The sequence below is a fragment of the Nocardioides sp. CPCC 206348 genome (assembly GCF_048654705.1).
Lineage (GTDB): Bacteria > Actinomycetota > Actinomycetes > Propionibacteriales > Nocardioidaceae > Nocardioides.
Map to the genome: position 1 here is coordinate 1 of NZ_JBMCZA010000183.1, position 24,572 is coordinate 24,572.

Below are 24,572 nucleotides of genomic sequence, written 5' to 3' on the forward strand. Positions count from 1 at the left end.
CCGGCGACGAACGGCCCGACGTCGCGCCACCCGCCGGGCGCGATGCGCGCCCCGGAACCGGCGGTCACGCCGGCTCCACCGGGTCGGGACGACGCGCCTTCTCCACGGACGGAAGCACCCGGTTCGCCCCGTAGTTGAAGATCCGCATGGCGACGGCGTAGCCAGGCGGGAAGTACCGCTGCAGCCAGTGCACCAACCGGATGTCGGCCGACGTGTAGACCCAGTAGCGGTTGCGCAACGCGCCTCGCCAGATCGCCTCGGCGGCCTTCTCGGGAGTCACCGCCCGCTTCTGGAAGTGCCCACGTGCGCGGACGAACGCCTTGTTCTGCTGGTCGATCCCGGCGATCCGGATGGTCGCCACGAGGCCGGTGTCGACCCCGCCCGGGCACACCAGGCTCACGCCGATGCGGTGCTTGCGCAGGTCGTAGCGCAGGACCTCCGACACTCCTCGAAGGCCGAACTTCGTGGCGCTGTAGGCCGCGTGCCAGGGCATCGCGATGATGCCCGCCGCGGACGACACGTTGACCAGCTGCCCACCGCGTCCGGCGTCGATCATCGGCGGCAGGAACTCCTCGATGACGTGGATCGGGCCCATCAGGTTCACGTCGACGAGTCGTTGCCAGTGCTCGGGCTCGAGGCTGCGCACGGTGCCCCAGATCGCGATGCCGGCGACATTGAGGACCACGTCCATCGGACCCGACTGTTGCGTGACGTGGGCGGCCAGGCGTCGTACCTGGGCGTGGTCGGAGACGTCTGCAGGCTCCGCGGTCGCGACCTGGCCGCCCCGGGTCCTGAGGTCGTCGGCCACCGCCGCCAACGGCTCGGCCTGGAGGTCGGTCAGGTGGAGCACGGCGCCACGTTCGGCGGCGTACTCGGCCACCGCGCGGCCGATGCCGCTCGCGGCACCGGTGACGAAGACCTGCTTGCCGGCGAGGTCACGCACCGGGGCTCGGAACCACATGGGGCCTCCTCAGAGGAGCGGGCGAAGGGGGGTGAGCAGCATCTCGGTGAACTTGCGGTGCACGTCGCGCGCCTCCCACTCACCACTGGTGAGCTCGAGGCAGTGGGACTGGTCGACCTCGAAGATCGCCTCGAGGTCACGGGCGAAGCCCTCGTCGATGATCTCGACGTTGATCTCGAAGTTGCCCTGCAGGCTGAGCCGGTCGATGTTGGCCGTGCCGACCGTCGCCCAGTTGCCGTCGACCGTGGCGGTCTTGGCGTGCACCATCGCGTCGCGGTAGCGCAGGATCCGCACACCGGAGTCGAGCAACTGGCTGAAGTACCCGCGGGAGATCCAGTCGGCAACGATGTGGTTCGACTTGAGCGGCAGGAGCAGGCGTACGTCGACGCCGCGGCGTGCCGCTGCCTTGACCGCATCGATGAAGTCCTCGTCGGGGAGGAAGTACGCCTGGGTCATCCACACGTTGTGGCTGGCCCGGTTGATCGCCTCGATGTACATCGAGCGGATCGGGAACATCCACAGGCGCGGCACGTTGCGCTGCACCCGGACCCGCGGCTCCCAGGTCGAGGCGGTCTCGAGCAGCAGCGGCCGCTCGGAGGCGCGAATGCGGCGCCGGCGGTTGAGGTTCCAGAAGTCGGCGAACGCCCGCTTGAGGTCCCACACCGCCGGACCGGTGATCCGGACGTGGGTGTCGCGCCACTCGGTCTCGTAGCTGGATCCGATGTTGTAGCCACCGATGAAGCCGACGTTGTCGTCGACGACCAGGATCTTGCGGTGGTCGCGGCCGTAGCGCCGGAGGTCGAAGAAGCGCCACCCCGCGGCGTAGACGGGGTACTTCAGCACCTTCACGTTGGCCGGGAACCGCTTGAACGCAGGCGAGACCACGAGGTTCGCGAATGCGTCGTAGATGCAGTAGACGTCGACGCCACGGTCGGCAGCGGCGATGAGGGCCCGCTTGAACCGCTCCCCCGTCGCGTCGCCCTTCCAGATGTAGGTCTCGAAGAGGATCTGCTGCTCAGCGCCCTCGATCGCCGCCAGCATGTCGTCGTACAGGTCGCGACCGAAGGTGTACGTCGTCACCTGGCCGTCGCCCACGGTGACCGTGTGCGGCTCCCTCGTCGGGAACGGCTTGGGGCGCTTCCCGCGGCGGCGGTACGAGTCGACCACGGACATCGCGAACGCCACCACGAACGGGACACCGATCACGGTGAGCAGAACCCGCCGCAACACCGTTCTCAGCCCGGCGAGCCTGTCCCTGTCACCATGCGCCACGCGCGTCAATCTAGAGCATCGGGTCGAAGGGCCGACGCACTACTGCACGGGTTCGTTGTTGGTGCCGCTGAGAAGCTCGAGACGCTCGACCAGCCACTCGTCGTCGACCAGCTTCATGGTCATGCTGACCCGCTGCTCCTCGATCTTGATGTCCTTGTTGGTCTCGTCGGTGATGGCCTGGTCGACGAACGCCAGGACCTCGACCTGGGTCTCGTCGACCACGCGCGCTGCCGAGTCGACGACCTGGCCCTTGGCGGTGACCTTGCCCTTGACGATCTGTTCCTGGAGGAGCGGGACGTTGGGAGCGAGCTTGTCCTTCAGCTCGGTGCCCGCGATCTTGTCGAGCCACGCGAACTCGTGGTCACCCTCCTTCCAGGAGTACGTCGTGATCTCGGCGAGCAGCGTCTTGGCGGCAGCCAGGGCTTCATCAGCGGCGGTGTCCTCCGCCGTCAATTCCTGCACCTTCGCGCGGGCCTCCTTGAGGTCCTTCGCCTGCTGGTCGTCGGCTCCGCACCCGGAGAGCACGGCGCCCGCGAGCACCAGCGCGACGAGTGGGCCGGCGGCCCGGTGCAGGCTCTTCCCGACCCTCACCGAACGGGCCCGGGGGCATGGTTGGCGCCCCGCTGCAGCGTGGCGAAGGATGCTTCACAACGAGCGTCCTTCTGGAGCGGCCGACGCTCCGGGTTCACCGGGTCGAGGCGCGTGGTGCCGTACTTCTTGCAGCGCGGGCTCTTGTCGCCAATGATCTGGATGCGCAGCTCGCCACCCTGGACCTTGGCGAGCAGCGACCGCAGGCCGGGCTCGTAGGACTGCAGGAGGGCCCGCAGGTGGGGTTCGTAGGATCGGAACACGTCAGTGAAACTAACGCCCGTCGCCAAGAAGCCCGGCAACACCGTGTCGGCGTCGTTGACCAGCCGGACCAGTTCCTTGAGCTGCGCCGGAGTGCGCTTGAGGATGTCGCGCAGCTCGGGGTCGTACTCGCGGAGGAACTGGGCGAACTGCTTCGATGACTGGGCAAGGACCCGCAACGAGTCCGCGTTGTCCGTCACGATGGGCAGGACGGTGCCGGCGTTGGTGATCAGGCGGTCCGTCTCGGGCCACACCTCATTGAGGGTCGCGAGGATCGCGGTGCCCTGGTCGAGGATCTGTCCCAGGTCGGTGCCGGTGCCCTTGAGGCCGGTGCTGAGCTCACCGAGGACGATGCGCAGCTTCTTGTCGTCGATCTGGCGCAGCACGTTGTTGACGGCGATGACCGTCGAGCTCAGGCTCTTGGGGATGTCCGTCGACTCCGCGGGGATCACGTCGCCCGACGCGAGGAACGGCCCCTTGGTGCTCTTCGGCTGGAAGTCGACGTACTGCTCACCGACCGGCGAGAGGCTACGCACCCGAACCAGTGAGTCCTTGGGGATGTCGGTCTCCGTGGTGATCGCGATCTCGGCCAGGATGCCGCCCTTGGACGGGACGATCTTCTCGACCTTTCCGATCTTCACACCGCGATAGGTCACCGCCGACCCCTCGAAGAGACCGCCGGTCTGTGCCAGCTCGACATTGACCGTGACGGGCCGCTTGGTCAGCGGCTGGTCCAGGACCTCGGCGAAGATGTAGGCAGTGGCGAACACCAGGACCAGCCCGATGCCGATGAGGCTCAGGTACAGACGGTCACTCAGGATCTTCATCATCGCGATCCGCCTCCGAGCAGGCCCAGCAGGAGGCCGTTGAGTCCCAATGGATCGGGCTTGCTGCCCGAGCCGGTCGTGCTGCCGGACGTCCCGGACTTGGTCGTGGAGCCCGACTTCGTCGACTTGTTGGCCGGAGCCAGACCGCCGAGGTTCAACAGGCCACCGAGGTCCAGCAGGTCGCCCAGACCGGGCGTGTTCGGATTGAGCCCGAGCAGGCCGAGCAGACCAGCGATGGTGCCCTGTACCGCCCCCGTGGCATCGATGCCGTTGAGGTGGAGCTCGAGACTGATGTTCAGGTAGTCGGTCGCCGCAACCTCGTCGACGGCCCGGGCGCCGGCGATCAGCAGCTTGAGCGAGGACTCGAAGGTCCCGTTGTTCTTGGCGAACTCCGCCAGGACAGGCTCGAGCTCCGTCAGCATGCTGAGCAGCTGGGACCGGGTGGCGTTCACCGTCCTGTTGGCGGCACCGGTGAACTTCTTGATCTCTGCCAGCAGCCGCGTGAAGTCAGGTGTCTTCTCTCGCAGGACCTTCGCAGCCGGCGTGATCTCCTTGACCGCCCGGTTGATCGTGCCCTGTCGTGCAGCGAGCGTCGTCGAGAGCCCGTTGAGCGAGTTCAGCACCTGGTCGATGCTCTGGGTCGTCGCGTTTGCCTGGGTCAGGAACACCGAAGCGCGGTCCAGCAGCGCGCGGTAGTCGCCCTCGTTGCCGACGAGCGCGGTGTTGAGCTCCTCGGTGACGGTCTGCAGCTGTTCCAGGCCACCACCGTTGATCAGCAGGGAGGCCTGCGCCAGCGCGTCCTCGACCGTCGGAGCGGTCTCGGTGTCCTTCAGCGCCAGCGTCGCGTCGTCGCCGAGCTCTGCACCCGTGGCCGGGTTGGTGACGTCCACGAAGAGCTCACCCAGCGGGGTGGTGTAGCGCAGACGTGCGTGCGCGCCCTCCCGGAGCTCGGCGTCCGTCTTCAGCGTCATCGTGGCCTCGGCGACGAAGTCGTCCACCGTCACCGACTTGACCTTGCCCATGTCGACGCCGTTGACCTTGACCGGAGCCCCGACAGCGAGGTTCAGCGCCTCGGAGAACTGTGCCTTGACCTCGATGGTGTCCCCGGACACTCCTGTGCCCGGGATCGGGAGGTCGCGCATCGTCGTACCGCAGGCGGACAGCGAGCCGACGGTGAGCGCCAGCGCTGCGGCCGCAACGGCCCGGGCAGAGGTCGAGCGCATCGTCATCTTCCCTTTCACTGGCCCAGTCCTGTCCCGAGGAGTGCATCGCAGAGCGTGCCCTGCAACAGCCCGTCGCAGATGTCCTGCAACACGTTGCCGAGGGGCACCAGGATCAACGGATCGATCCGGACCGGCAGGCGATCGCCCTTGATCAGGGCGATGTTCTGCAGGGCGAGCGGCATCACGCGGAGGATCTCCTCGAGCCTGCCCTGCTTCGAGAGCACGGTGTTCATCAGCTCGGTCGAACCATCGAGGGTGTCGACGATCTCCTGGCGGTTGTCGACGGCGAACTTGGCCACGGTGGTGACCGCCTCGTCGAGCGAGCGAAGGGCCGAACGGAAGTTCTCCCGCTCGTCGGCCAGGATCTTCGACGCCCTGGAGACCTGCTGGATGAAGGTCCTGGCCGTCGACTCGTTGGTCGCGATGCTGCTGAGCAGCACGTCCAGGGACTTCATCGTCGCGGCGATGTCCTCGCGCTGGGAGGAGATGCCGCTGACGCCGTCGGCCAGGGAGTGGATGGTCTGGTTCAGCAGCGGTCCCCGGCCCTGGAGGGCGCTGGTTCCTGCATCGATGAACCGCTGGACAGCCTTCGTCGTCTCGACGTTGCCGCCGATACCGGTCGCGAACTCGTTGAGCGAGTCGAGGACCTGGTCGAAGTCGACAGGCGTCCGGGTGCGATCGACATCGATCGTCGCACCGTCGGCCATCTTGGCGCCCTCGCGGTACACCGGCGTGAGCTCGATGTAGCGGTCCGTCGCCACGGAGCGGGCCACGACGACCGCACCGGCGTCCGCCGGGACCGGCTGGTCCCCGTCGATCTCCATCGTGACCAGCACCTTGTCACCGGCTGGCTCGATCGAGGTGATCGAGCCGACGTTGACGCCCAGGACACCCACGTCGTTGCCGACGAAGAGACCGGCGGAGTCGGCCAGGTAGGCCTTCACCGTCATCGTGTCCGAGCCGCCGACGACGCCACACCCGGAGGTGGCCAGGACGGCACCGGTCACGACCAGGGCCCCCAGGCCGCGCAGCAGATTCCTCGACCTGGTCACTGGCAATCACCCCGCAGCTTGCAGGTCGTGTCGTCCGCCGGGACAGCGGGCGGCTTGAGGTACAGCGGCACGAACGGGCCGCTGCCGGTCGCGTTGGCGAGGTACCGGACCGAGGGGCCCATCACCTCGAGCAGGTTGGTCAACTGCTTGTCCTGCCTGTTGAGGGTGTCCAGCACCGCGTTCAGGTCGGCCAGCGCCGGCTTCAACTTGCCGTTGGTCGACGTGACGATCGCGGTGAGCGCCTTCGAGAGGTCGGTGGTCTCCACGAGGAGCGTGTGGATGGCCTCCTTGCGGCTGGTGATCTCGCCGACCACGAGGTTGGCCTGCTTCATCAGGCCGACGATGTCCTCGCTGCTCGCGGAGAGCTGGTCGGTCACGCTGCGCGTCGAGGCCAGCAGGTCACCCACCTGGTCGGAGCGCTTGGAGATGACCTCGGACAACCGGGCAACGCCCTCGAGCGCGGGTCCGATCTCGTCCTCGCTCGCACCCAGCGTTCCCGCCATGGCGGTCAGGGCCTTGGCGAGGATGTCGGGGTCGAGCTTGTCGAGCGCCTTCGTGCCCTCCTCGATGACGTCCTGGAGGTTGTAGGGCACCGAAGTGCGATCCATCGGGATCTGGGCATTGGCGAGCGAGCCCGTTCCGTTGGGATCCACCTCGAGGTAGTGGCTGCCCAGCAGGGTGGCCACCTTCACCGTCGCGGTGGTCTGGTTGCCGAGCTCGATGTCGCTGTCCAGCACGAAGCTGACCACCACGTGGTCGTCCTCGAGCTCCACACCGGTCACCTTCCCGGAGTTGACGCCGTGCACCTGCACGTCCTCGCCGGTACGAAGGCCCGCCGTGTGCTCGATGACGGCGGTGTACTTCTTCGTGCCGAACGACGTCACGCTGAGCACGACGACGGCGGCACCGATGAGTCCGAGGATCGCGATCGTGATGAGGCCGACCCGCATCGGGTCGCGCTCGTTCATGGGCTTCATCGACACACCGCCGACCATGGTCCGTTGTTGCCGACCGGGTTGATCCCGCCGGCGCCCTCGGTCAGTGCGATCGACAACGAGCACACGTAGACGTTCAACGCGTTCTCGTACGACGTCGCCCGACCGAGCGATTCGAAGATGGTCCCGAATGCGGGCACCGCGTCCTCCAGGGTTCCTCGCGACTTCTCGAGCATGTCGGCAACTGTCACAAAGCGATCCGTCGCCTTCACCAGGGGAACCTTGACCTCCTTGAGGAGCGAGCTCGTCGCTCCGACCAGGCGGCTGACCCCGTCGATCGAGGCACCGATCGACTCCCGGTCCTTGGCCAGGCCGGTCATCAGGCCTCGCAGTTCCCGAACCGTGGCGGTGAGCTCGTCGCCCTGGCCGGCCAGGTTGTCGAGCACCGGCTGGAGGTTCGTCATGACCTCACCGATGACGGCGTCCTTGTCGGCGAGGAAGTTGCTGAGCTCGCCGGTCTGCTTCAGGAGCTGCTCGATGGTGCCGCCCTCCCCCTGCAGGACCTTGACGAGCGACGTCGCGAGTGTGTTCACGTCGGCCGGCTGGAGCACCTTGAACAGGGGGCGGAAGCCGTTGAGCAGCTCGGTCAGGTCGAAGCCCGGGTCCGTCTGCGTCACCGGCACCTTGGCACCGTCGGCGACCTCGGCGCCCCGCTTGGAGCCCTGCACCATGCCGATGTAGCGCTGTCCGAGGAGGTTCTGGTAGCGCATCACGAGCTTGGTGTTGTCGAGGACCGCCTGTTCACGGGCGACCTCCAGGGTGATCTCGGCACCTTCGTCGGTGGCCTCGATCTTCTTGACCTGACCGACGCGGACACCCGCCGCCTTCACGTCGTCACCGATCCGCAGACCGCTGACGTCGCTGAACTCGGCGACGACTTCCCGGGTGTCACCTGACACTCCGTTGGTCATCGTGTTGACCAGCAGCACGAGCAGCAGGCCACTGAGGGTCGCGAAGGCCGCGAACTTGATCGCAATCGTCCGGAGCCCGGTCATCGGCCCGACCCCAGCAGTCCGCCGATACCGGCCTGGTCCGTGCTGCCAGTGCGGTACGTCGGCCGCTGCTGGTAGTAGCGCGGCACACCGAGCTTGATCGTGCCGTCGGTCTTCACGAATCCTTCTCTCACAGTCGTCGGGACGACCTTGCCCAGGGCGATGTTGACGGCGATCGCATCACTGATGCCGGCCCTGCGGTTGTCGTAGACCGCATCGAGCAGTACGGCCGACCCGTTGATGAATCGCACGAGCTGCTTCTCGTTCTTGCTGAGGAAGTTGCTGGACGTCCGGGCCAGGTTGGTTCCGCCGGAGATCAGCGCCGTCAGGGACGCCTCCTGCGTGACGATGGTGTTCAGCGTGACCAGCACGTCGTCCGTCGCGTCGAGCAGGTCAGGAGCGATCTCGTCGAGCAGCTTCGTCGTGGACGCCAGTGCCGTCAGGTCGGCACGCACCTGGGGCATCCGCGGGTTGAGCCTGTCGAGGTAGGAGTTGAGGACCCGGACCTGCTCACCGATCTGGCCGCCTCGGCCGTCGAGCGCCTCGGCTGCCGATCCGATCGCAGAGGCGAGCTCCGCCGGGCCCAGCGCCTTGACCAGTCGGTCGATGTCGTCGAGGGCCTGCTGCAGCTCCAGCGTCCCCTGGCTGGAGTCGGCCTTGACGACCGAGCCGGCCTTCAGCTTGCCGGAACCCTTTCCGTGGAGCACGAAGTCCACGAACGTGGTGCCGAAGACCGTTGCGGGCAGTACCCGGGCCACTGCGTTGGCGGGCACCGAGTCGATGTCGTCCTCGGACATCTCGATGTCGATGGTCACCCCTCCGCCGGACTTCGCCCGGTCGATCGACGAGACCTTGCCGATGATGGCGCCGTTCATCTTCACGTCGGAGCCTGCACGCAAGGACCCGCCGGCGTTGGCGACCTCTGCGGTGACGTGCGGCTTGGACCCGAAGGTGCCGTTGCTGCGCAGCGTGATGAGCGCACCGATGACCGCCAGGGCGACCAGTGCGATCAGTCCGCGTCGTGCGAGCTGCTGCCGAGTTTCTTCGCGAGCCATTTCTTCACCTCACCCCGAGATCCGGAAGCCTGGGTCCCCGCCCCAGAACACCAGGGTCAGGATCATGTCGAGAACGACGATGGACACGATGGACGCGCGAATGGCGGTGCCGGTGGCCTCGCCGACAGCCTGGGGTCCGCCGCCCACCCTCATCCCGTACCAGCAGTGGATGAGTGCCACCGTGAGCGCGAAGATCAGGATCTTGATGATCGAGAAGACGATGTCGCGGCCCTGCACGAAGGAAGAGAAGTAGTGGTCGTACTGGCCCGGCGACTGACCGAACAGGAAGACGACCGAGGCCTGCGACGCGGCGTAGCTGCCGATCAGGCCGATCAGGTAGAGCGGCAGGATCGCCACCATGCATGCGATGACGCGGGTGGTCACGACATAGCGCATCGCGCTCACCGCCATCACCTCGATCGCGTCGATCTCCTCGTGGATCTTCATCGAACCGATCTGCGCCGTGAACCGACAGCCGACCTGCGCTCCCAGCGCAAGCGCCGCGATCAGGGGCGCCAGCTCACGGGTGTTCACGCTGGCGGAGATGAAGCCGGTCAGCGGTGCAAGGCCGACGATCTCGAGACCGTTGAAGCCCTCGATACCGATGGACGTTCCGGCCGCCACCGACAACAGGATCATCACGCCGACCGTGCCGCCACCCACCAGGAGTGCGCCACTGCCCCAGGCGATGTCCTTGATCTGGCGCAGGACCTCCTTGGGGTACATGGCGATCGTCGAGGGGATGTTGACGAAGACCTTGCCCGCGAACGTCACGAAGGAGCCGAGCTGGGCGAGGGTCGACATCAAGCCGTCGGTCAGGCCGACGAGGGCGTCGGAGAACCGCGAGCCCAGGGTGCGTCCGAGCTGGACCTGGGACATCAGGCACCTCCGGGGAAGAGCATGACGTAGGCCTGGGTCAGGCCCACGTTGATCACGGCCAGCAGGATCACGCTGAGCACGACGGCCTGGTTGACCGCGTCAGCAACAGCCTTCGGACCGCCGAACGCGTGCAACCCCTTGTGTGCCGCGACGATGACCGCCACGAACCCGAAGATGAACGCCTTGAGCTCCGCCAGCACGAGGTCTGCCGGCTGGGCGAGCCCGACGAACGAGTCGAGGTAGGTGCCCGAGGAGATCTGGCCGGTCCCGACGACGATGGCGAAGGCCGTCGTCATCGCCGTCATGGCGACGATGACCGTCAGCAGGATCGACACGAGGAGTCCGGCCAGGATGCGAGGAGCCACCAGGCGCTGGATCGGCGAGATGCCCATCACCTTGAGCGCATCGATCTCTTCGCGGACCGTGCGCGCACCCAGGTCGGCACAGATGGCCGAACCGACGGCGCCCGCGATCATCAACGACGTCACCAGCGGCGCTCCCTGCCGGAGAACGCCGATGCCGTTGACGGCGCCGATGAAGGACTGCGCGCCGATCTGGTTGGCCGCTGCGCCGATCTGCACGGACGTGATCACGCCGAACGGGATCGACACCAGGATCGTCGGCAACAGCGACACCCGCGTCATGAACCAGCACTGGAGCAGGAACTCGCTCCAGGAGAACCGGCGGGCCACGATGTCGGAGAAACCCCACTGCAGCGACTCGACCGACAGCTTGACCAGGTCACCCGTGGTCTCGATGCCGTCCTTGAACCGGTCGGTGAAGCTGCTGAGGAACGACCGGCCACCTGCAACGACGGCGGCCATCAGGCTGCCGCCGTCGGGATGTCGAACGCCGAGTTCAGGCGCAGCGCGGCGACCTTGTCGCCTCGAACCTTCAGTTGTCCTCGCAGCACGCCCGTCACGGCGCTGAGGTGACCGGTTGCCAGGCGCAGGAAGTCCTGTGCCTCGCAGGTGACGGTCGCATCGCGATCGTCCCGGCCGACGGCATCGGCCGCCTCCCCTGCGAGAACGGTCGCTTGACCGTCTCTGAGTCGGAGCACGTAACGGTCCACCTCTCCGTCGGGGCGCCCGGTCAACCTGAAGCCGACCGTGATCTGGACGCCTGCTGCCTTTCGGCCGTTCACGTAGGCCGGCATCCGGTCGAAGATCTCTTCGAGGATGACCGGCCGGAAGCCCGACGCCATGACCGACCGAAGATGGTCGGCGTTGACGCCGGAGAGTGCCCGGGCAACCTGCACCGGGTCGATGTCACGAGGGTTGACGGGCTGACCCGTCAGTGGGGCAGAGCCGTCGACAGCGAAGAGAGCGGCGAGGGCGAGCGCGGCTTCGCTCGAGCCCTCGAGACGGAGCGTGTCACCCAGGTAGGCGACGGCGACGTCGAGCTGGCCAGCGACCAGGCGCAGCAGCTGGAGCGCCGTTCCCTGCACGGCCAGGTCGGTGGGCGCGGATCCAGCCACCACCTGCGTCGTACCGTCGTGCACACGGAGGACATGGCGCGCGCCGGGAACGTCGGTGGTCTCCCACAGCAGGTGGCAGTCCATCTCCGCGAGCTGCTCGGAGACGGCGAACTCGCCCAGGCGCTGCATCACACCTTCGACAACGGCCAGACCCCGCTCTGCGTCATGGGTCACAGCGAGGAGATCTGCGTCGGACGCTGACCGCACCGCGACGATGAATGCGGCCGGGTCGACCTCTTCGAGGAGTCGCGTGACGTCGGGTGCGGAAGCGTGCGCGTAGGCACCCATCCTGACGACTCCCATGTGAACCCCTTGCCTTGGATCGCGGGTGAATTCCCGCCCGTCGCGGAGCATCGCGACTGCCTGTTGCTCGGTGTAACAGATATCACGCAATTTGGTCACGCGTCCTGAGGTGTTCACGTGGCGCCATGCGCGGACCGTGTCGTGGCCGCCTCAAACCGGCCGCGGCGACCAGGAAGGGGACCCTTCCGCGATGCCCGCGCCAGGGCGCGAGGTACGCGGCGAGCCCGGCGTCGTCGAACGCTGTCCCCGTCAGGGCCCAACCCACGTCCTTCGCCACGTGGTAGTCACCGAAGGACACCGCGTCCGGGTCGCCGAGGGCACGTTGGCGGACCTCGGCGCTGGTCCACACACCGATTCCCGGAAGGCTTCGAAGCCGCCGCTCCGCCTCCTTGCCCGCGTGCTCGCCCACCAGGTCCCCGATCCGTTCGAGGGCGTCGGCGTGTCGGGCCGCCGTGACGACTGCCCGGGACCGGGCGGGGTCGATGTGGAGGGCCAGCCACTCCCACGACGGGATGGATCGCAATGTCGCCGCGTCGGGCTGGACCATCAGGTGGTGCCCGGCACCGGCCCCCGGCGCGGGACTTCCGTGGCGGCGCACCAGCGCCCGGAAACCCGCGAAGGCCTCCTGGCCGGTGACCTTCTGCTCGATGATCGCGGGGACGACGGCTTCCAGCACGCGTCCGGTCCGGCCCAGTCGCAGATGGGGGTGCCGGCGGCGGGCGTCCTCGAGCACCGGGTGCTGCGGCACGAAACCGGTCCAGTCGTCGAGATCGCCGAGCAGCGCCGGGGCCTGCGCCAGCGCCCAGGTGCTGCCCTCGCCCCACGCCCGGATCTCGACACCGCCGTCGGCGCGCTGGCTGGAGATGGCCAGGCTGACCGGCCCCGCAGGCGTGCGGCTCGCTCGCCAGTGCCACCCGTCGACGTCCAGCCGATGCGTCGGATCACCAGCGCCGCGGCGTTGCTGGCGAAGCAACGCGGCCACGGGGACCGGTCGCCCCGGGTGCCACACACGGACTCCGTCCGGGGAGGTCATCGCAGCACTGTAAGGCCAATGACCCACGCCTGACAGGCGTTGCCAGTCGCCGGATCCGGTCCGTGACGACTACGCTCTCTCACAATCGTACGAACCCCTTTCGCACACCTCACGCTCCCGGAGGGCAGTTGACCATCGACGCGACCCGCACCCGCCGCGGCCGGCTCGACCAGGAGGCCGTGCTCCGGGCAGCGGAGGCTCTCGTCGATCGCGACGGGTACGACGCCCTGACGATGACCTCGCTCGCAGCCGAGCTCGAGGCACGTGTCTCCTCGCTCTACAACCACGTGGCGAACCTCGAGGACCTGCGCGCCCTCGTCCAGGTGCGGGCCATGCGGATGCTCGGCGAACACGTGCGCGCCGCGGCCATGGGGCACGCCGGCGCCGACGGGCTGCGCGCGCTCAGCCACGAGCTGCGTGTCTTCGCCCGCACCCATCCACAGCGCTACGCCGCACTGACCCGCCCCCCGATCGATCGCGAGGGCTTCTTCGCCGCGGCACTCGAGGCGATCGAGGCGCTCGCCGTGATGGTGCGGTCGGCCGGCCTGCCCGAGGATCGCCTGATCCAGACCGGCATGGCGCTGTTCGCTGCGCTCCACGGCTTCGTCTCGCTCGAGGTCGCCGGCTACTTCGGCGACCTGTCCCTCACCAGCGCCTCCGCGGTGAGCCTCGACGAGGTCTACGAGCAGGTCATCCAGGGCGCCGTGAGCGCCGCGGTCCTCGAGGCCACGCACTGATCGGACGGCGTTGTGCTGCTGCGCGATCTCGTCGACGTCTCGGCCGCGGTGGCCGGAACACGGTCGCGCAAGGACAAGACCCGATTCCTCGCTGACCTGCTGCTGGACGCGACGCCGGAGGAACGCTCGCTCGTTGCGCACTACCTGAGCGGGCGCCTGCGGCAGCGTCGTACGGGGCTCGGCTGGCGCAGCCTCCAGGCGCTGCCCTCCCCCGCCGAGTCGGCGTCGCTGGAGGTGGGCCAGGTCGACGCCACGTTCAGCGCGATGGCCGGCCTCGGTGGTGCGGGATCGCAGGGCGCGCGGGCCGCCCTGGTGGATCAATTGTTCGGCGCCGCGACCGCGCCGGAGCAGGAGTGGCTCCGGGCGGTCGCTGTCGGCGAGGTCCGTCAGGGCGCGCTGGAGGCCGTGGTCACCGACGCGATCGCGCTGGCCTCGGGCGTGCCCCTGTCCGCCGTACGACGCGCCGCCATGCTGGCCGGCGGGGCGACGTATGTCGTCGACGCCGCCTTCGCCGGGCCCGAGGCGCTGGCGGCCGTGGGACTCAGCGTCGGCCGACCGGTCCTCCCGATGCTCGCTTCCTCGGCGCCCGACGTCGCCGCGGCGATCGAGAGGACGGCCCCGGCCGGCGAGGTCTTCGGCGTCGACGCGAAGCTCGACGGCATCCGGATCCAGGTGCACCGCGACGGCGACGACGTGTTGGTCGCGACCCGGAGCCTCGACGACATCACGTCGCGGCTCCCCGAGGTCGTCGCCATCGTCCGTGCCCTTCCCGCCGACCGGATCGTCCTCGACGGCGAGGCGCTCGCGCTGGCCAACGACGGCCGCCCACGACCGTTCCAGGAGACGGCGTCACGGACGGCCACGCAGGGCGAGAGCGACGGCCGAACCGTCGTGACGCCGTACTTCTTCGACCTGCTGCACCTGGACGGCACCGATCTGCTCGACCTGCCGGCGACGGAGCGCTGGGACGCCCTCGAACGTCTCGTACCCGAACAACATCGCGTACGACGATGGGTCGGCACCGATCCGGACGCAGCACAGACGTTCGCCGCAGCGGCCCTGGCCGACGGCCACGAGGGCGTCGTCGTCAAGGCCGCCGGTGCGCCGTACGACGCCGGGCGCCGTGGCGCTGCATGGATCAAGGTGAAGCCGGTCCACACCCTCGACCTCGTCGTGCTCGCGGTCGAGCGCGGGTCCGGACGACGCAAGGGCTGGCTCTCCAACATCCACCTGGGTGCGCGGGATCCCTCGCAGCCCGGCGGCTTCGTGATGCTGGGCAAGACCTTCAAGGGAATGACCGACGAGATGCTGCGCTGGCAGACCGAGCGGTTCGGCGAGCTCGAGGTCGACGACAACGGCTGGGTGGTCACGGTCCGGCCGGAGCAGGTGGTCGAGATCGCCTTCGACGGCCTCCAGCGCTCGACGCGCTATCCCGGCGGGCTGGCGCTCCGTTTCGCCCGGGTCGTGCGCTACCGCGACGACAAGTCAGCCGACGAGGCCGACACGATCGACGCCGTCAAGGCCCTCCTCGGGTGAGCGAACGCCGCAGCCCGGGTCAGAAGCCGGCGGACGCGCCCGACGAGGAGTAGGAGAACTTGCCGCACGCGGCGACGACCTTCTGCGCGCCGGGGATCTCGTCCTGGTTGAACGCCGGCCCGTCGCCGATGCCTTCGAGTCCCTTCGCCAGCTCTCCTGACGTGATGAAGTCCCTGGCCGCTGCCTGCGCGCTGCTGACCAGTGCGCCGAACTCCGGGTTGAACTGGACGCGCGCCAGCTCGGCGGGGCTCAACGCTCCGGCTGCCGCGTCGACCTTGGCCGCAATGCCGGCCGTGACGCCGGACGCAGCCGTGCCGCGAGCCCTGTGCATGCCCCCGGGGACGGTCTTCAGGACCCTGGCCGCTGACGCGATCCCGGGCGAGGACCTCGTCAGTTCGGCGAGCGGCGCCTTGATGCCCCGGTAGCGGTCGGACATCACCTTGTACTCGGCGTCGTCGAAGGCCTGCGAGGCCGCCTTCTCCGCCGCCTTGGCCTCGTCCATCGCCTTGCTGATCATGGCCTTGATGACGTTGAGGTCGCGCGCGTCCTCCAACGCCTCGATCCTGGCCTTCAGCGAGACCTCGAACGCCTCCTTGGCCTTGCGCTTGGCGATCTCCACGTGTCCGAGCTCGTGCTGCTTGAGCATCTCGACCTTGGCGGCGTCGTAGTCCGAGGGCAGGTCGATCACGAACCCGAGCTCGTAGGAGAGCTTGAGGACGGACATGTCGTTGGCCATGTAGGCGCCGTTGAACTCCCAGGTCGGCGTGGTCCACGCAGCGACGTTGTGGCCGCCCTTGCGGATCGCGAGCTCGGCCGACTTCGTCTGGTAGTAGGCCGGCTCGTTGGCCTTGCCCGTGACCTGGATCGAGTCGGGCTTCTTCTTGTCCTTGTCGCGCTGCACCGTCGGTGTCCCGATGACCCGCTGGACGGCCCTGTTGCCGGCCGTCCGCTGGAGCGCGAGCAGCTGCTTCGGCGTCATCGAGGGGTGCGGATCGCCGGCGGCAGCGCTCCTGGAGAGCCCGACGAGGCCCACCGCGAGGTCGGGACCAGCCGTCTCCCGTACCTCCGGGACGGTCTCCGCGCCGGGGGCACGTCCGGGCGCGGCGACCTTGCCGTCCGGTTCAACGCCCATCTGCGGAGCGTACCGAGTCAGAGCCGTCGCGTCGTCCGTTGTCGCGACGACAGCTCGGCCGCCGAGGCCGACACGATCGAGGCGGTCCGGTCACACTTGTTGCAACACTGAGTTGCACACGCCGTACACTCGGGCCATGGCAAGCCAGGCACCCGCGAGCGACGGTCGACGCAAGGCCGCCGCCGCGCGCCGACGCGAGCGCGAAGCACAGATCATCGCCGCCACCCGCGAACTGTTCGACTCCAAGGGTGTCCGCGACGCACAGATCGAGGAGATCGCCAGCGCGGTGGGCATCAACCGCGCGATCGTCTACCGCCACTTCACCGGCAAGGAAGAGCTCTTCTCGCTGACCCTCGTCGGCTACCTCGAGGAGCTGAAGGAAGCGATGGTCGCAGCGGCGGCGCCGGAGACGACCCACACCGGGCGCCTCGCCGCCATCGTCGGTGCGTTCGTGGACTTCGGGGTGACGCATCCCGCCTTCGTCGACTGTGCCCAGTCGCTGATGACGCGCCCCGCCGGCGAGCTGTTCGACGACCTGTCCGAGAGCGCACTCCTGCGCCTCGGCCGGGGCATGACCTCCTGCCTGACCATCTTCGCCGACGAGCTCCGCGACGGGGCCGCCGCGAAGGCCTTCAGCCTGACCGAGGACCCGGTCCTGCTGGCCAACACGCTGTACGCCAGCGGCCTGGGCGCCCTGCACCTTGCCCGGCTCGGCGTCCTGGTCAGCGAGGTCGCGCCCGGCATCCCGACGGTCAACCGGGTCACTGCGGACCAGGTTCGTTCCTACATGGTGACCTCGGCGTTGGCGCTCGTGTCGCCCAACCGCGCCACCGCCTGACCTTCGCGACGAAGGAGTGCCCCTACCCTCGCCTCAAGGGCCGACGACACCTGCGGCGATGTCCCGGAGCTCTCGCTTGAGGACCTTCCCCGTGGGGTTGCGAGGGAGCTCGTCGAGGAAGTGCACGTCGCGCGGGACCTTGTAACGGGCAAGGTTCACCCGTACGTGGTCACGAACCTCGTCGGAGGTCAGCGTCGTGTCCCCACGGAGTACGACGAACGCGGCCAGGCGGTGCCCGTACTCCTCATCGGGTACGCCGACCACGGACGCCTCCTCGACCTGCGGCATCGTGGCCAGCAGCTCCTCCACCTCACCGGGGAACACGTTCTCACCGCCGGAGACGATCATGTCGTCGTCGCGACCTTCGATGAAGAGCAGGCCGTCGGCGTTGAAGTGTCCGACGTCGCCCGAGGCCATCAGTCCGTCGACGCTCTGCTTGCCGCCACCGCCGGTGTACCCCTCGAACTGCATGCCGTTGCCCACGAAGATCCGGCCGGTGACGCCGGTGGACAGCTCGTTGCCCGACTCGTCGAGGATCTTCACGATCGCGCCCTTGACCGGTCGGCCGACACAACCCGGCTCGATCATCAGGTCGTCGGGCGTGGCGACCGTCGCGTAGGCGACCTCCGTGGATCCGTAGAGGTTGTAGACCACCGGGCCGAAGCCGTCGGTGGCCCGTCTGGCCAGTTCAGCACCCAGCTGCGACCCGGCCACGAAGATGATCCGCAGGTTTGGGAAGTCCCGCTGCACGTCGAAGCCGCCGGGTGCGTCGAGCATCCGTTGCAGCATGACCGGTACGGCGACCATCATGGTGGCGCCGTTCGTCTCGAGGCTGTCGAGGACGGCGACCGGGTCGAACCTGCGCCGGACCACCACGGTCGAGCCGAACGCGATCGCCATGACTGCGTGCGCGAAGCCCAACGTGTGGAACATCGGCGCCGGGATCTCCGTGATCTCACGGGCCTTGATGGGCACCTTGCTCAGGATGGCACCGAGAGGCGCCAACGATCGTGGCTCGGGGCGCGATGCGCCCTTCGGCGTGCCGGTGGTGCCGCTGGTCAGCAGGATGACCTTCGACTGCACACCAGGAGCAGGCGGTGCCTTGCTCGACGCGCCCGCGATCAGCGCGTCGATGGTGTCGGGGCCGTCGGTGTCGGCCCAGCAGCGGAACCGCCCTCGTCGCGGCTCGACGCCCTCGAGGAGGCCGGCGTACTCGTCGTCGTGCACCAGCAGGTCGGTGCCCTCGCGCTCGGCGACCTCGCGGACCTGCGGGCCGGCGAAGTCGGTGTTGAGGAGCACGATCCTCGCGCCGCACTTGGCGGCCGCGAACGTCGCCTCGAGGAAGCCACGGTGGTTGCGGGCCAGGATCGCCACGCCCTCGCCCGGCTCCAGGCCGCGCTCGCGCCAGGCATTGGCCAGCGCGTTGGACCGCGCGTCGAGGTCCTTGAAGCTGAGGGCGCCCCGCTCGTCGATCACGGCCGCGCGATCGCCGTACCGGATCGCGGCGAGCACGGGCAGCGCGCCGAGTCCCCCGTACTTCAGGTAGCCCACCGCGATCTTCGCCGCCTTGTGCGGCAGCGTCGGGGTCAGCAGACCCGCCTTGGTGGCGAGCCAGACGTACGTGGCCTCGTCCAGTCCGGTGCGGGCAAGCCTCAGCGGCAGGTCGATCGTCATCCTTCTCCCGCCTTCGGTTCTCGCCACGGCCCGCCACGGATCATCCGTAGCGGGCCGTCGCGATGCGGGTGAGTCGCTCAGCGCTCCATGATCGCGACGACGCCCTGGCCGCCGGCGGCGCAGACCGAGATCAGCGCGCGGCCGCCGCCGTTGGCCTTGAGCAGCTTGGCGGTGTTGGCGACGATCCGGCCGCCGGTGGCCGAGAACGGGTGACCCGCCGCCAGCGACGAACCCTTGACGTTGAGCTTGCTGCGGTCGATCGAGCCCAGGGGCGCGTCGAGGCCGAGGCGCTCCTTGCAGAACACCGGGCTCTCCCAGGCAGCGAGCGTCGACAGGACCTGCGAGGCGAACGCCTCGTGGATCTCGTAGAAGTCGAAGTCCTGCAGGGTCAGGCCGTTGCGCTCGAGCATCCGCGGGACGGCGTAGGCCGGAGCCATCAGCAGGCCCTCGGCGCCGTTCACGAAGTCGACAGCAGCGACCTCGGAGTCGACGAAGTAGGCGAGCACCTCGAGGCCGTGCTCCTTGGCCCACTCGTCCGAGCCGAGCAGCACCGCGGAGGCACCGTCGGTCAGCGGGGTCGAGTTGGCGGCCGTCATGGTCGCGGCCTCGCCCTTGCCGAAGACCGGCTTGAGGGTCGCGAGCTTCTCCAGCGACGAGTCGCCGCGCAGGTTGTTGTCACGCTCGAGCCCACGGAACGGCGAGATCAGGTCGTCCTGCCAGCCCTCGTCGTACGACGCGGCGAGGTTGTGGTGCGAGGTGACGGCCAGGAGGTCCTGGTCCTCACGGGTGATCTGCCACTCGAGGGCGGTCAGCGCCTGGTGGTCGCCCATGGAGAGCTTGGTGCGCGGCTCGCCGTTCGACGGGATCGCGAGGCCCACGTCGCCGGGACGGATGGTCGCCAGGATCGCGAGGCGGTCCTTGGTGGAGCGCGCGTTGTTCAGCTGGATCAGCTTCTTGCGGAGCTTCTCGGAGATCGCGATGGGGGCGTCGGACGTGGTGTCCACACCGCCGCCGATGCCGGACTCGATCTGGCCGAGCTTGATCTTGTTGGCGATGTAGTTGATCGCCTGGAGGCCGGTGCCGCAGGCCTGCTGGAGGTCGACGGCAGCCGTCTCCGGGGCGAGGCGGGTGCTGAGCACCGACTCGCGCACCAGGTTGAAGTCGCGGCTGTGCTTGAGCACGGCGCCACCGGCCACTTCACCGATACGCTCGCCTTCCAGTCCGAACCGGGCGACGAGGCCGTCGAGCGCGGCGGTCAGCATCTCCTGGTTGGAGGCAGTGGCGTAGGCGCCATTGGAGCGGGCGAAGGGAATGCGGTTACCACCAATGACGGCGGCCCGACGAACTGTGTTTGCCATGTTTTCCATCCTCAGGCGCTGAGCCCCTCAAGAGAACGATTTGAGGGGCAGATCACGAAATATGGACTCAGAGTTACACATCTAGTTACATATGGTCCGAGCGGGCTCGGCCCGTGGACCAACCTTCCCGCACTTCCACCCTTGCAGAAAGCAGGCGGCCGCACCATGAGCGACAAGTACCAGGGCTTCGTGACCTCCCCGATCGGCAAGCTCCTCGTCAAGAACCTCGGCCTTCCGAACCCGACCGCACTCGACCGTTACTCCGACGGCGACCCGCTCGTCCAGGGCACCGTCCTCGTGGGCGGCACCGGCCGACTCGCCGAGTCGCTCCCCGGCCTGCTCGACCTGCTCGGCATCGCGTCGACGACCACCCCCGTCGACGGCGAGAAGCTCAAGGGCCTCGTCTTCGACGCCACCGGCCTCAAGACCGCCGACGAACTGGTCGCCCTCCGCGACTTCTTCACCCCGCTGCTGCGCAGCCTCGAGTCCTGCGCCCGCGTGATCGTGATCGGTACGCCGCCCGAGCAGACCAAGGGCAGCGAGCGCGTCGCCCAGCGTGCGCTGGAGGGCTTCACCCGCAGCCTCGGCAAGGAGATCGGCCGCGGCGGCACGGTCCAGCTGGTCTACGTGGCCGACGGCGAGGAGGCCGCGATCACCAGCAGCCTGGCCTTCTTCCTCTCCCCCAAGTCCGCCTACGTCTCCGCCCAGGTCGTCCGGGTCGGCGCCCACGGCAAGGCCACGACCACGAGCGTCGAGGACTGGACCAAGCCGCTGGCCGGCAAGATCGCCCTCGTCACCGGCGCGAGCCGCGGCATCGGCGAGTCCATCGCCCGCGTGCTGCACCGTGACGGCGCGACCATCGTCGGTGTCGACGTGCCGCAGGCAGCCAGCGAGCTGCAGAGCCTGATGAACGAGCTGGACGGCGACTGGCTGACCATCGACATCACCGCCAAGGACGCGCCGCAGCGGATCGCGCACCACCTCAAGGAGAAGCACGGCGGCGTCGACGTCGTCGTCCACAACGCCGGCATCACCCGCGACCGCAAGCTCGCGAACATGGCGCCCAACGACAAGGGCGACCGGTGGACCTCGGTCATCGGCGTGAACCTGACCGCTCCCGAGCTGATCACCCGCGAGCTGCTCGACCAGAAGGTCATCAACAAGGGCGGCTCGATCATCGGTGTCGCCTCGATCGCCGGCATCGCCGGCAACGTGGGCCAGACCAACTACGCCGCCTCCAAGGCCGGCGTCATCGGTTTCGTCGACAGCCTCGCCGACGAGCTCAAGGACGGCATCACCATCAACGCCGTCGCTCCGGGCTTCATCATCACCGCGATGACCGCCGCCGTGCCGTTCGCGACCCGCGAGGTCGGCCAGCGCCTCAACGCGATGTCGCAGGGTGGCCTGCCGGTCGACGTCGCCGAGACCATCGCCTGGTACGCCAACCCCGCCTCGTCCGCCGTCAACGGCAACGTGGTCCGGGTCTGCGGCCAGATGATGCTGGGTGCCTGACATGGCCCTGCCCGTGATGCTCAAGGCGGCCCTGCCCGCCGTACCCGGCGTGAACCAGCTGCCGGGCGTCAAGAAGACCAGTACGACGCTGCCCGACCTCACCCTCGAGCGCAACGACGTCGTCGTCGAGCGCTCGGCGGTGAACCGCTATGCAGCGGTGTGCGGTTTCCCCGAGCGCGACGTCGCCCCGGTCCCCTACCTGCACATGCTGGCCTTCCCGCTGCACATGCAGCTGATGACCGACGTGAACTTCCCGTTCCCGGCCATCGGTTCGGTGCACCTGGAGAATTCCATCACCCAGCACCGTCCGGTGGCGATCGGCGAGACCGTCTCGCTGTCGCTCGTCGCCGAGAACCTGCGCGCCAGCACCAAGGGCCGCGCGTGGGACATGAACGTCACCGGCACCGTCGGTGACGAGGTCGTGTGGGAGTCGACGTCGACGTACCTGCGCATCGGCAAGGGCGACAAGGAGAACGGCGACCCGGGCATGGACCTCGCCGCCGTCGAGGCCAAGGGACCCGTCTGGAGCCTTCCGGACAACCTCGGCCGCACCTACGGTGCGGTGTCCGGCGACCGGAACCCGATCCACCTCTACCCGCTGACCGCGAAGGCACTGGGCTTCCCCCGGCACATCGCGCACGGCATGTGGAGCAAGGCGCGCTGCATCGCGGCACTCGAGAACCGGCTGCCCGACGCGGTCAACGTGTCGGTCGCCTTCAAGAAGCCGATCTTCCTTCCGGGGAAGGTGCAGTTCGGCGCCGACCGCAACGAGTCCGGCTACGACTTCACGCTGGTGAACCCGAAGACGGGTGCACCGCACCTGCTCGGTCGTACGACGGCGCTGTAGTCAGCGTCGGGGGCGGATGAGCCCCTCCTGCGCAACCGTGGCGACGAGGGTTCCGTCCTGGGTGAAGATCCTGCCCAGGGCGAGCCCTCGTCCGCCGCTGGCCGACGGGGACTGCTGGTCGTAGAGCCACCACTCGTCGGCCCGGAACGGCCGGTGGAACCAGATGGTGTGGTCCAGCGAGGCCATCTGCACCTTGTCCGGCCCGTTGTCGGGGTGCGCAGCCAGGGTCGCCCCCAGCAGGGACACGTCACTGGCGTAGGTGAAGGTCGCCAGGTGCTCCATCGGGTCGTCGGTCAGCCGCCCGTCGACGCGGATCCACACCTGTGTCCGCGACGGGTGCATCGGGTCGGGGTCCAGGCCGTACGACGAGTTGCCGAGCCAGCGGACGTCGAGCGCCGCCCACTCCGTGCTGAGGCCGTCGTCGTTGCCGCGCTCCTTCATCAGGTCCATGAGGTTCAGGCCCTCGTCGGGACCCTTCACCTCGGGCATCACGTCCTGGTGCTCGAGGCCTTCCTCGAGCTTCTGGAAGCTGAGCGACTGGTAGTAGATCGGCCGGCCGTGCTGGCGCGCGAGGACGCGACGGGTGGCGAAGGACTTGCCGTCCCGGATCCGCTCGACGTCGTAGATGATCGGGACGTTGTAGTCGCCCGCCAGCAGGAAGTACGAGTGCAGCGAGTGCACGTGGAAGCCCTCGGGCACCGTGCGGGACGCCGCGATCAGCGCCTGCGCAGCCACCTGGCCGCCGTACACGCGCTGACGGATCGTCTCGGGCTGGGTGCCGCGGAACAGGTCGGTGTCGAGCTGCTCGAGGTCGAGCAGGGCCACCAGCTTGCGGGTCGCCTCGCCCATGGTGCGTTCGGTCACGCCTGTCCTCCGGTCTCGTCGGGACGTTCGAGGCCGGCCAGGAACTGCTCGAACTGCTGGCCGATCTCCTCACCGGTCGGCAGCGGTTCGTCGCTGGCGAGCAGGCTGCTGCCCTCGTCCTCGGCGCGGGCGAACGTGTCGTACTGCTGCTCGAGCGCGGAGACGACGTCGGCCACCTCGGTGTTCGCGGCGAGGTAGCGGCTGATCTCCTCCTCGCGCTCGTCGGCGAGCTCGCGCAGCGCGGTGAGGTCGATGGTCAGGCGCGCGGCCAGCTCGACCTGCTCGAGGAGGGCGATCGACGCCGGCGGGTAGTCGAGCTGGGCGAGGTAGTGCGGCACGTGCGCCACGAATCCCTGGCCGTCGTGGCCCCACTCGCCGAGACGGACCTCCAGCAGCGCCTGGGCACTGCTCGGCACACGGAGCTCGCCGCGCCAGGGGCTGGTCCCCTTGAGCAGCTCGGGGTTGTTGGCGTGGTGGGTGATCGCGATCGGGCGGGTGTGCGGCACCGCCATCGGGACCGAGCCGATCGACACCACGAGGGAGACCGCGAACCGCTCGACGACCTCCAGCACCGCGCGGCAGAACGCCTCCCAGCGGATGTCCGGTTCCGAGCCGTGCAGGAGGAGGTACGGCGTCCCGCCGGTGTCGTGCAGCAGGCGCACCACCAGGCGCGGGGCTTCGTAGCCCTCGTAGTGATCGCGCGCGAAGGTCATCGGGGGCCGGCGGGCGCGGTAGTCGTGCAGCTGGTCGACGTCGAAGGTGGCGACCACGACTCCCCCACCCTCGGGCGAGTCGGCGCCGGTCCGGACGAGGTGGCGACAGGCCAGGGCTCCGGCGCTGCCCGCGTCGAGGAAGCCCTCGAGCGCGACGATCAGCGGCAGGGAACTGACGCCCTCGAGCTCGGGCACCTCGTCGACGATGTGCACCACGCGCGAGGAGGGGCCGGTGGGCTGCGCAGGAGAGGTCACGACACCAGCCTAGTGGCGGGGAATCGGGGTCAGCGGTCGTAGGTGGTGGTCATCAACGCCACACCACGCTGGGCGAGCTGGCTGGACGTGATGCCCAACACAGCCTGGAGGGCTTCGGCCTGGTCCGCGCCGTGCTGGAGACGGTCGAGGAGGAGCAGCAGCACGTCCTCGCCGTAGGCGCTGGCGAC

The 24,572-nt window shown here is 68.6% G+C and carries 23 protein-coding genes; 5 read left to right on the forward strand and 18 right to left on the reverse strand.

The features are described 5' to 3' along the window. Positions 1 to 64 precede the first annotated feature (64 nt). The 13 genes from ACOADB_RS14755 to ACOADB_RS14815 form a co-directional block, all read right to left on the reverse strand. Entirely contained in the window at positions 65 to 961 is an 897-nt protein-coding gene (locus ACOADB_RS14755; RefSeq protein WP_378600006.1) for an SDR family oxidoreductase, read from the reverse strand. A gap of 9 nt (positions 962 to 970) precedes the next feature. Then, positions 971 to 2,191: a phospholipase D-like domain-containing protein gene (locus tag ACOADB_RS14760; protein WP_378600009.1), complete on the reverse strand. Its 1,221-nt coding sequence runs from the start codon at positions 2,189 to 2,191 to the stop codon at positions 971 to 973. Positions 2,192 to 2,272: 81 nt separating this feature from the next. Next, positions 2,273 to 2,824, reverse strand: a complete 552-nt coding sequence (locus tag ACOADB_RS14765) for a hypothetical protein (RefSeq protein ID WP_378600011.1) — start codon at positions 2,822 to 2,824, stop codon at positions 2,273 to 2,275. Further along, positions 2,821 to 3,909, reverse strand: coding sequence for an MlaD family protein (locus tag ACOADB_RS14770; RefSeq protein WP_378600014.1), 1,089 nt, complete (start codon positions 3,907 to 3,909; stop codon positions 2,821 to 2,823). The genes ACOADB_RS14765 and ACOADB_RS14770 overlap by 4 nt, the downstream gene beginning before the upstream one ends. Next, positions 3,909 to 5,132, reverse strand: coding sequence for an MCE family protein (locus tag ACOADB_RS14775; RefSeq protein WP_378600016.1), 1,224 nt, complete (start codon positions 5,130 to 5,132; stop codon positions 3,909 to 3,911). Before ACOADB_RS14775 ends, ACOADB_RS14770 begins: the two co-directional genes overlap by 1 nt. 14 nt (positions 5,133 to 5,146) lie before the next feature. After that, positions 5,147 to 6,184 (reverse strand): MCE family protein, encoded by a 1,038-nt coding sequence (locus tag ACOADB_RS14780; protein ID WP_378600019.1) that lies wholly within the window; start codon positions 6,182 to 6,184, stop codon positions 5,147 to 5,149. Further along, a complete protein-coding gene (locus tag ACOADB_RS14785) occupies positions 6,181 to 7,161 on the reverse strand; it encodes an MCE family protein (protein ID WP_378600021.1) in 981 nt (326 codons plus the stop codon). The genes ACOADB_RS14780 and ACOADB_RS14785 overlap by 4 nt, the downstream gene beginning before the upstream one ends. Next, entirely contained in the window at positions 7,158 to 8,174 is a 1,017-nt protein-coding gene (locus ACOADB_RS14790) for an MCE family protein (protein WP_378600024.1), read from the reverse strand. Before ACOADB_RS14790 ends, ACOADB_RS14785 begins: the two co-directional genes overlap by 4 nt. Continuing rightward, on the reverse strand, positions 8,171 to 9,226 hold the full coding sequence (locus ACOADB_RS14795) for an MCE family protein (RefSeq protein WP_378600027.1): 1,056 nt from the start codon (positions 9,224 to 9,226) through the stop codon (positions 8,171 to 8,173). The genes ACOADB_RS14790 and ACOADB_RS14795 overlap by 4 nt, the downstream gene beginning before the upstream one ends. A gap of 9 nt (positions 9,227 to 9,235) precedes the next feature. Further along, complete coding sequence (locus ACOADB_RS14800; protein ID WP_378600029.1) at positions 9,236 to 10,105, reverse strand: MlaE family ABC transporter permease; 870 nt, start codon at positions 10,103 to 10,105, stop codon at positions 9,236 to 9,238. Beyond that, entirely contained in the window at positions 10,105 to 10,929 is an 825-nt protein-coding gene (locus ACOADB_RS14805) for an MlaE family ABC transporter permease (protein ID WP_378600032.1), read from the reverse strand. The genes ACOADB_RS14800 and ACOADB_RS14805 overlap by 1 nt, the downstream gene beginning before the upstream one ends. Beyond that, positions 10,929 to 11,885 (reverse strand): alkyl sulfatase C-terminal domain-containing protein, encoded by a 957-nt coding sequence (locus ACOADB_RS14810; protein ID WP_378600034.1) that lies wholly within the window; start codon positions 11,883 to 11,885, stop codon positions 10,929 to 10,931. Before ACOADB_RS14810 ends, ACOADB_RS14805 begins: the two co-directional genes overlap by 1 nt. 82 nt (positions 11,886 to 11,967) lie before the next feature. Beyond that, entirely contained in the window at positions 11,968 to 12,918 is a 951-nt protein-coding gene (locus tag ACOADB_RS14815) for a DNA-3-methyladenine glycosylase family protein (RefSeq protein ID WP_378600036.1), read from the reverse strand. A gap of 128 nt (positions 12,919 to 13,046) precedes the next feature. On the opposite strand from ACOADB_RS14815, the gene ACOADB_RS14820 reads away from it, so the two are divergent. After that, positions 13,047 to 13,655 carry a TetR/AcrR family transcriptional regulator gene (locus ACOADB_RS14820; protein ID WP_378600039.1) on the forward strand — a complete coding sequence of 203 codons (609 nt, stop codon included), beginning with the start codon at positions 13,047 to 13,049 and terminating at the stop codon, positions 13,653 to 13,655. A 12-nt stretch (positions 13,656 to 13,667) separates the two neighbouring features. After that, on the forward strand, positions 13,668 to 15,191 hold the full coding sequence (locus ACOADB_RS14825) for an ATP-dependent DNA ligase (protein ID WP_378600041.1): 1,524 nt from the start codon (positions 13,668 to 13,670) through the stop codon (positions 15,189 to 15,191). Positions 15,192 to 15,210: 19 nt separating this feature from the next. Here ACOADB_RS14825 and ACOADB_RS14830 read toward each other — a convergent pair whose 3' ends face one another. Beyond that, complete coding sequence (locus ACOADB_RS14830; protein WP_378600044.1) at positions 15,211 to 16,323, reverse strand: hypothetical protein; 1,113 nt, start codon at positions 16,321 to 16,323, stop codon at positions 15,211 to 15,213. 136 nt (positions 16,324 to 16,459) lie between these two features. On the opposite strand from ACOADB_RS14830, the gene ACOADB_RS14835 reads away from it, so the two are divergent. Further along, positions 16,460 to 17,161 carry a TetR/AcrR family transcriptional regulator gene (locus ACOADB_RS14835; RefSeq protein ID WP_378600046.1) on the forward strand — a complete coding sequence of 234 codons (702 nt, stop codon included), beginning with the start codon at positions 16,460 to 16,462 and terminating at the stop codon, positions 17,159 to 17,161. 33 nt (positions 17,162 to 17,194) lie between these two features. Here the strand turns inward: ACOADB_RS14835 and ACOADB_RS14840 are convergent, their stop codons facing one another. Then, positions 17,195 to 18,835: an acyl-CoA synthetase gene (locus ACOADB_RS14840; protein WP_378600049.1), complete on the reverse strand. Its 1,641-nt coding sequence runs from the start codon at positions 18,833 to 18,835 to the stop codon at positions 17,195 to 17,197. Between the two features lie 77 nt (positions 18,836 to 18,912). Further along, positions 18,913 to 20,193, reverse strand: coding sequence for an acetyl-CoA C-acetyltransferase (locus ACOADB_RS14845; RefSeq protein WP_378600051.1), 1,281 nt, complete (start codon positions 20,191 to 20,193; stop codon positions 18,913 to 18,915). Between the two features lie 165 nt (positions 20,194 to 20,358). Between ACOADB_RS14845 and ACOADB_RS14850 the strand changes: the two genes are divergently transcribed. Further along, positions 20,359 to 21,705, forward strand: a complete 1,347-nt coding sequence (locus ACOADB_RS14850) for a 3-oxoacyl-ACP reductase (RefSeq protein ID WP_378600054.1) — start codon at positions 20,359 to 20,361, stop codon at positions 21,703 to 21,705. A gap of 1 nt (position 21,706) precedes the next feature. After that, positions 21,707 to 22,552, forward strand: a complete 846-nt coding sequence (locus ACOADB_RS14855) for a MaoC family dehydratase (protein ID WP_378600159.1) — start codon at positions 21,707 to 21,709, stop codon at positions 22,550 to 22,552. Here ACOADB_RS14855 and ACOADB_RS14860 read toward each other — a convergent pair whose 3' ends face one another. Together ACOADB_RS14860 and ACOADB_RS14865 are read right to left on the reverse strand one after the other, a co-directional pair. After that, on the reverse strand, positions 22,553 to 23,401 hold the full coding sequence (locus ACOADB_RS14860; RefSeq protein WP_378600162.1) for an acyl-CoA thioesterase: 849 nt from the start codon (positions 23,399 to 23,401) through the stop codon (positions 22,553 to 22,555). A gap of 11 nt (positions 23,402 to 23,412) precedes the next feature. Beyond that, positions 23,413 to 24,384: a PAC2 family protein gene (locus ACOADB_RS14865; RefSeq protein WP_378600056.1), complete on the reverse strand. Its 972-nt coding sequence runs from the start codon at positions 24,382 to 24,384 to the stop codon at positions 23,413 to 23,415. Positions 24,385 to 24,572: the final 188 nt, after the last annotated feature.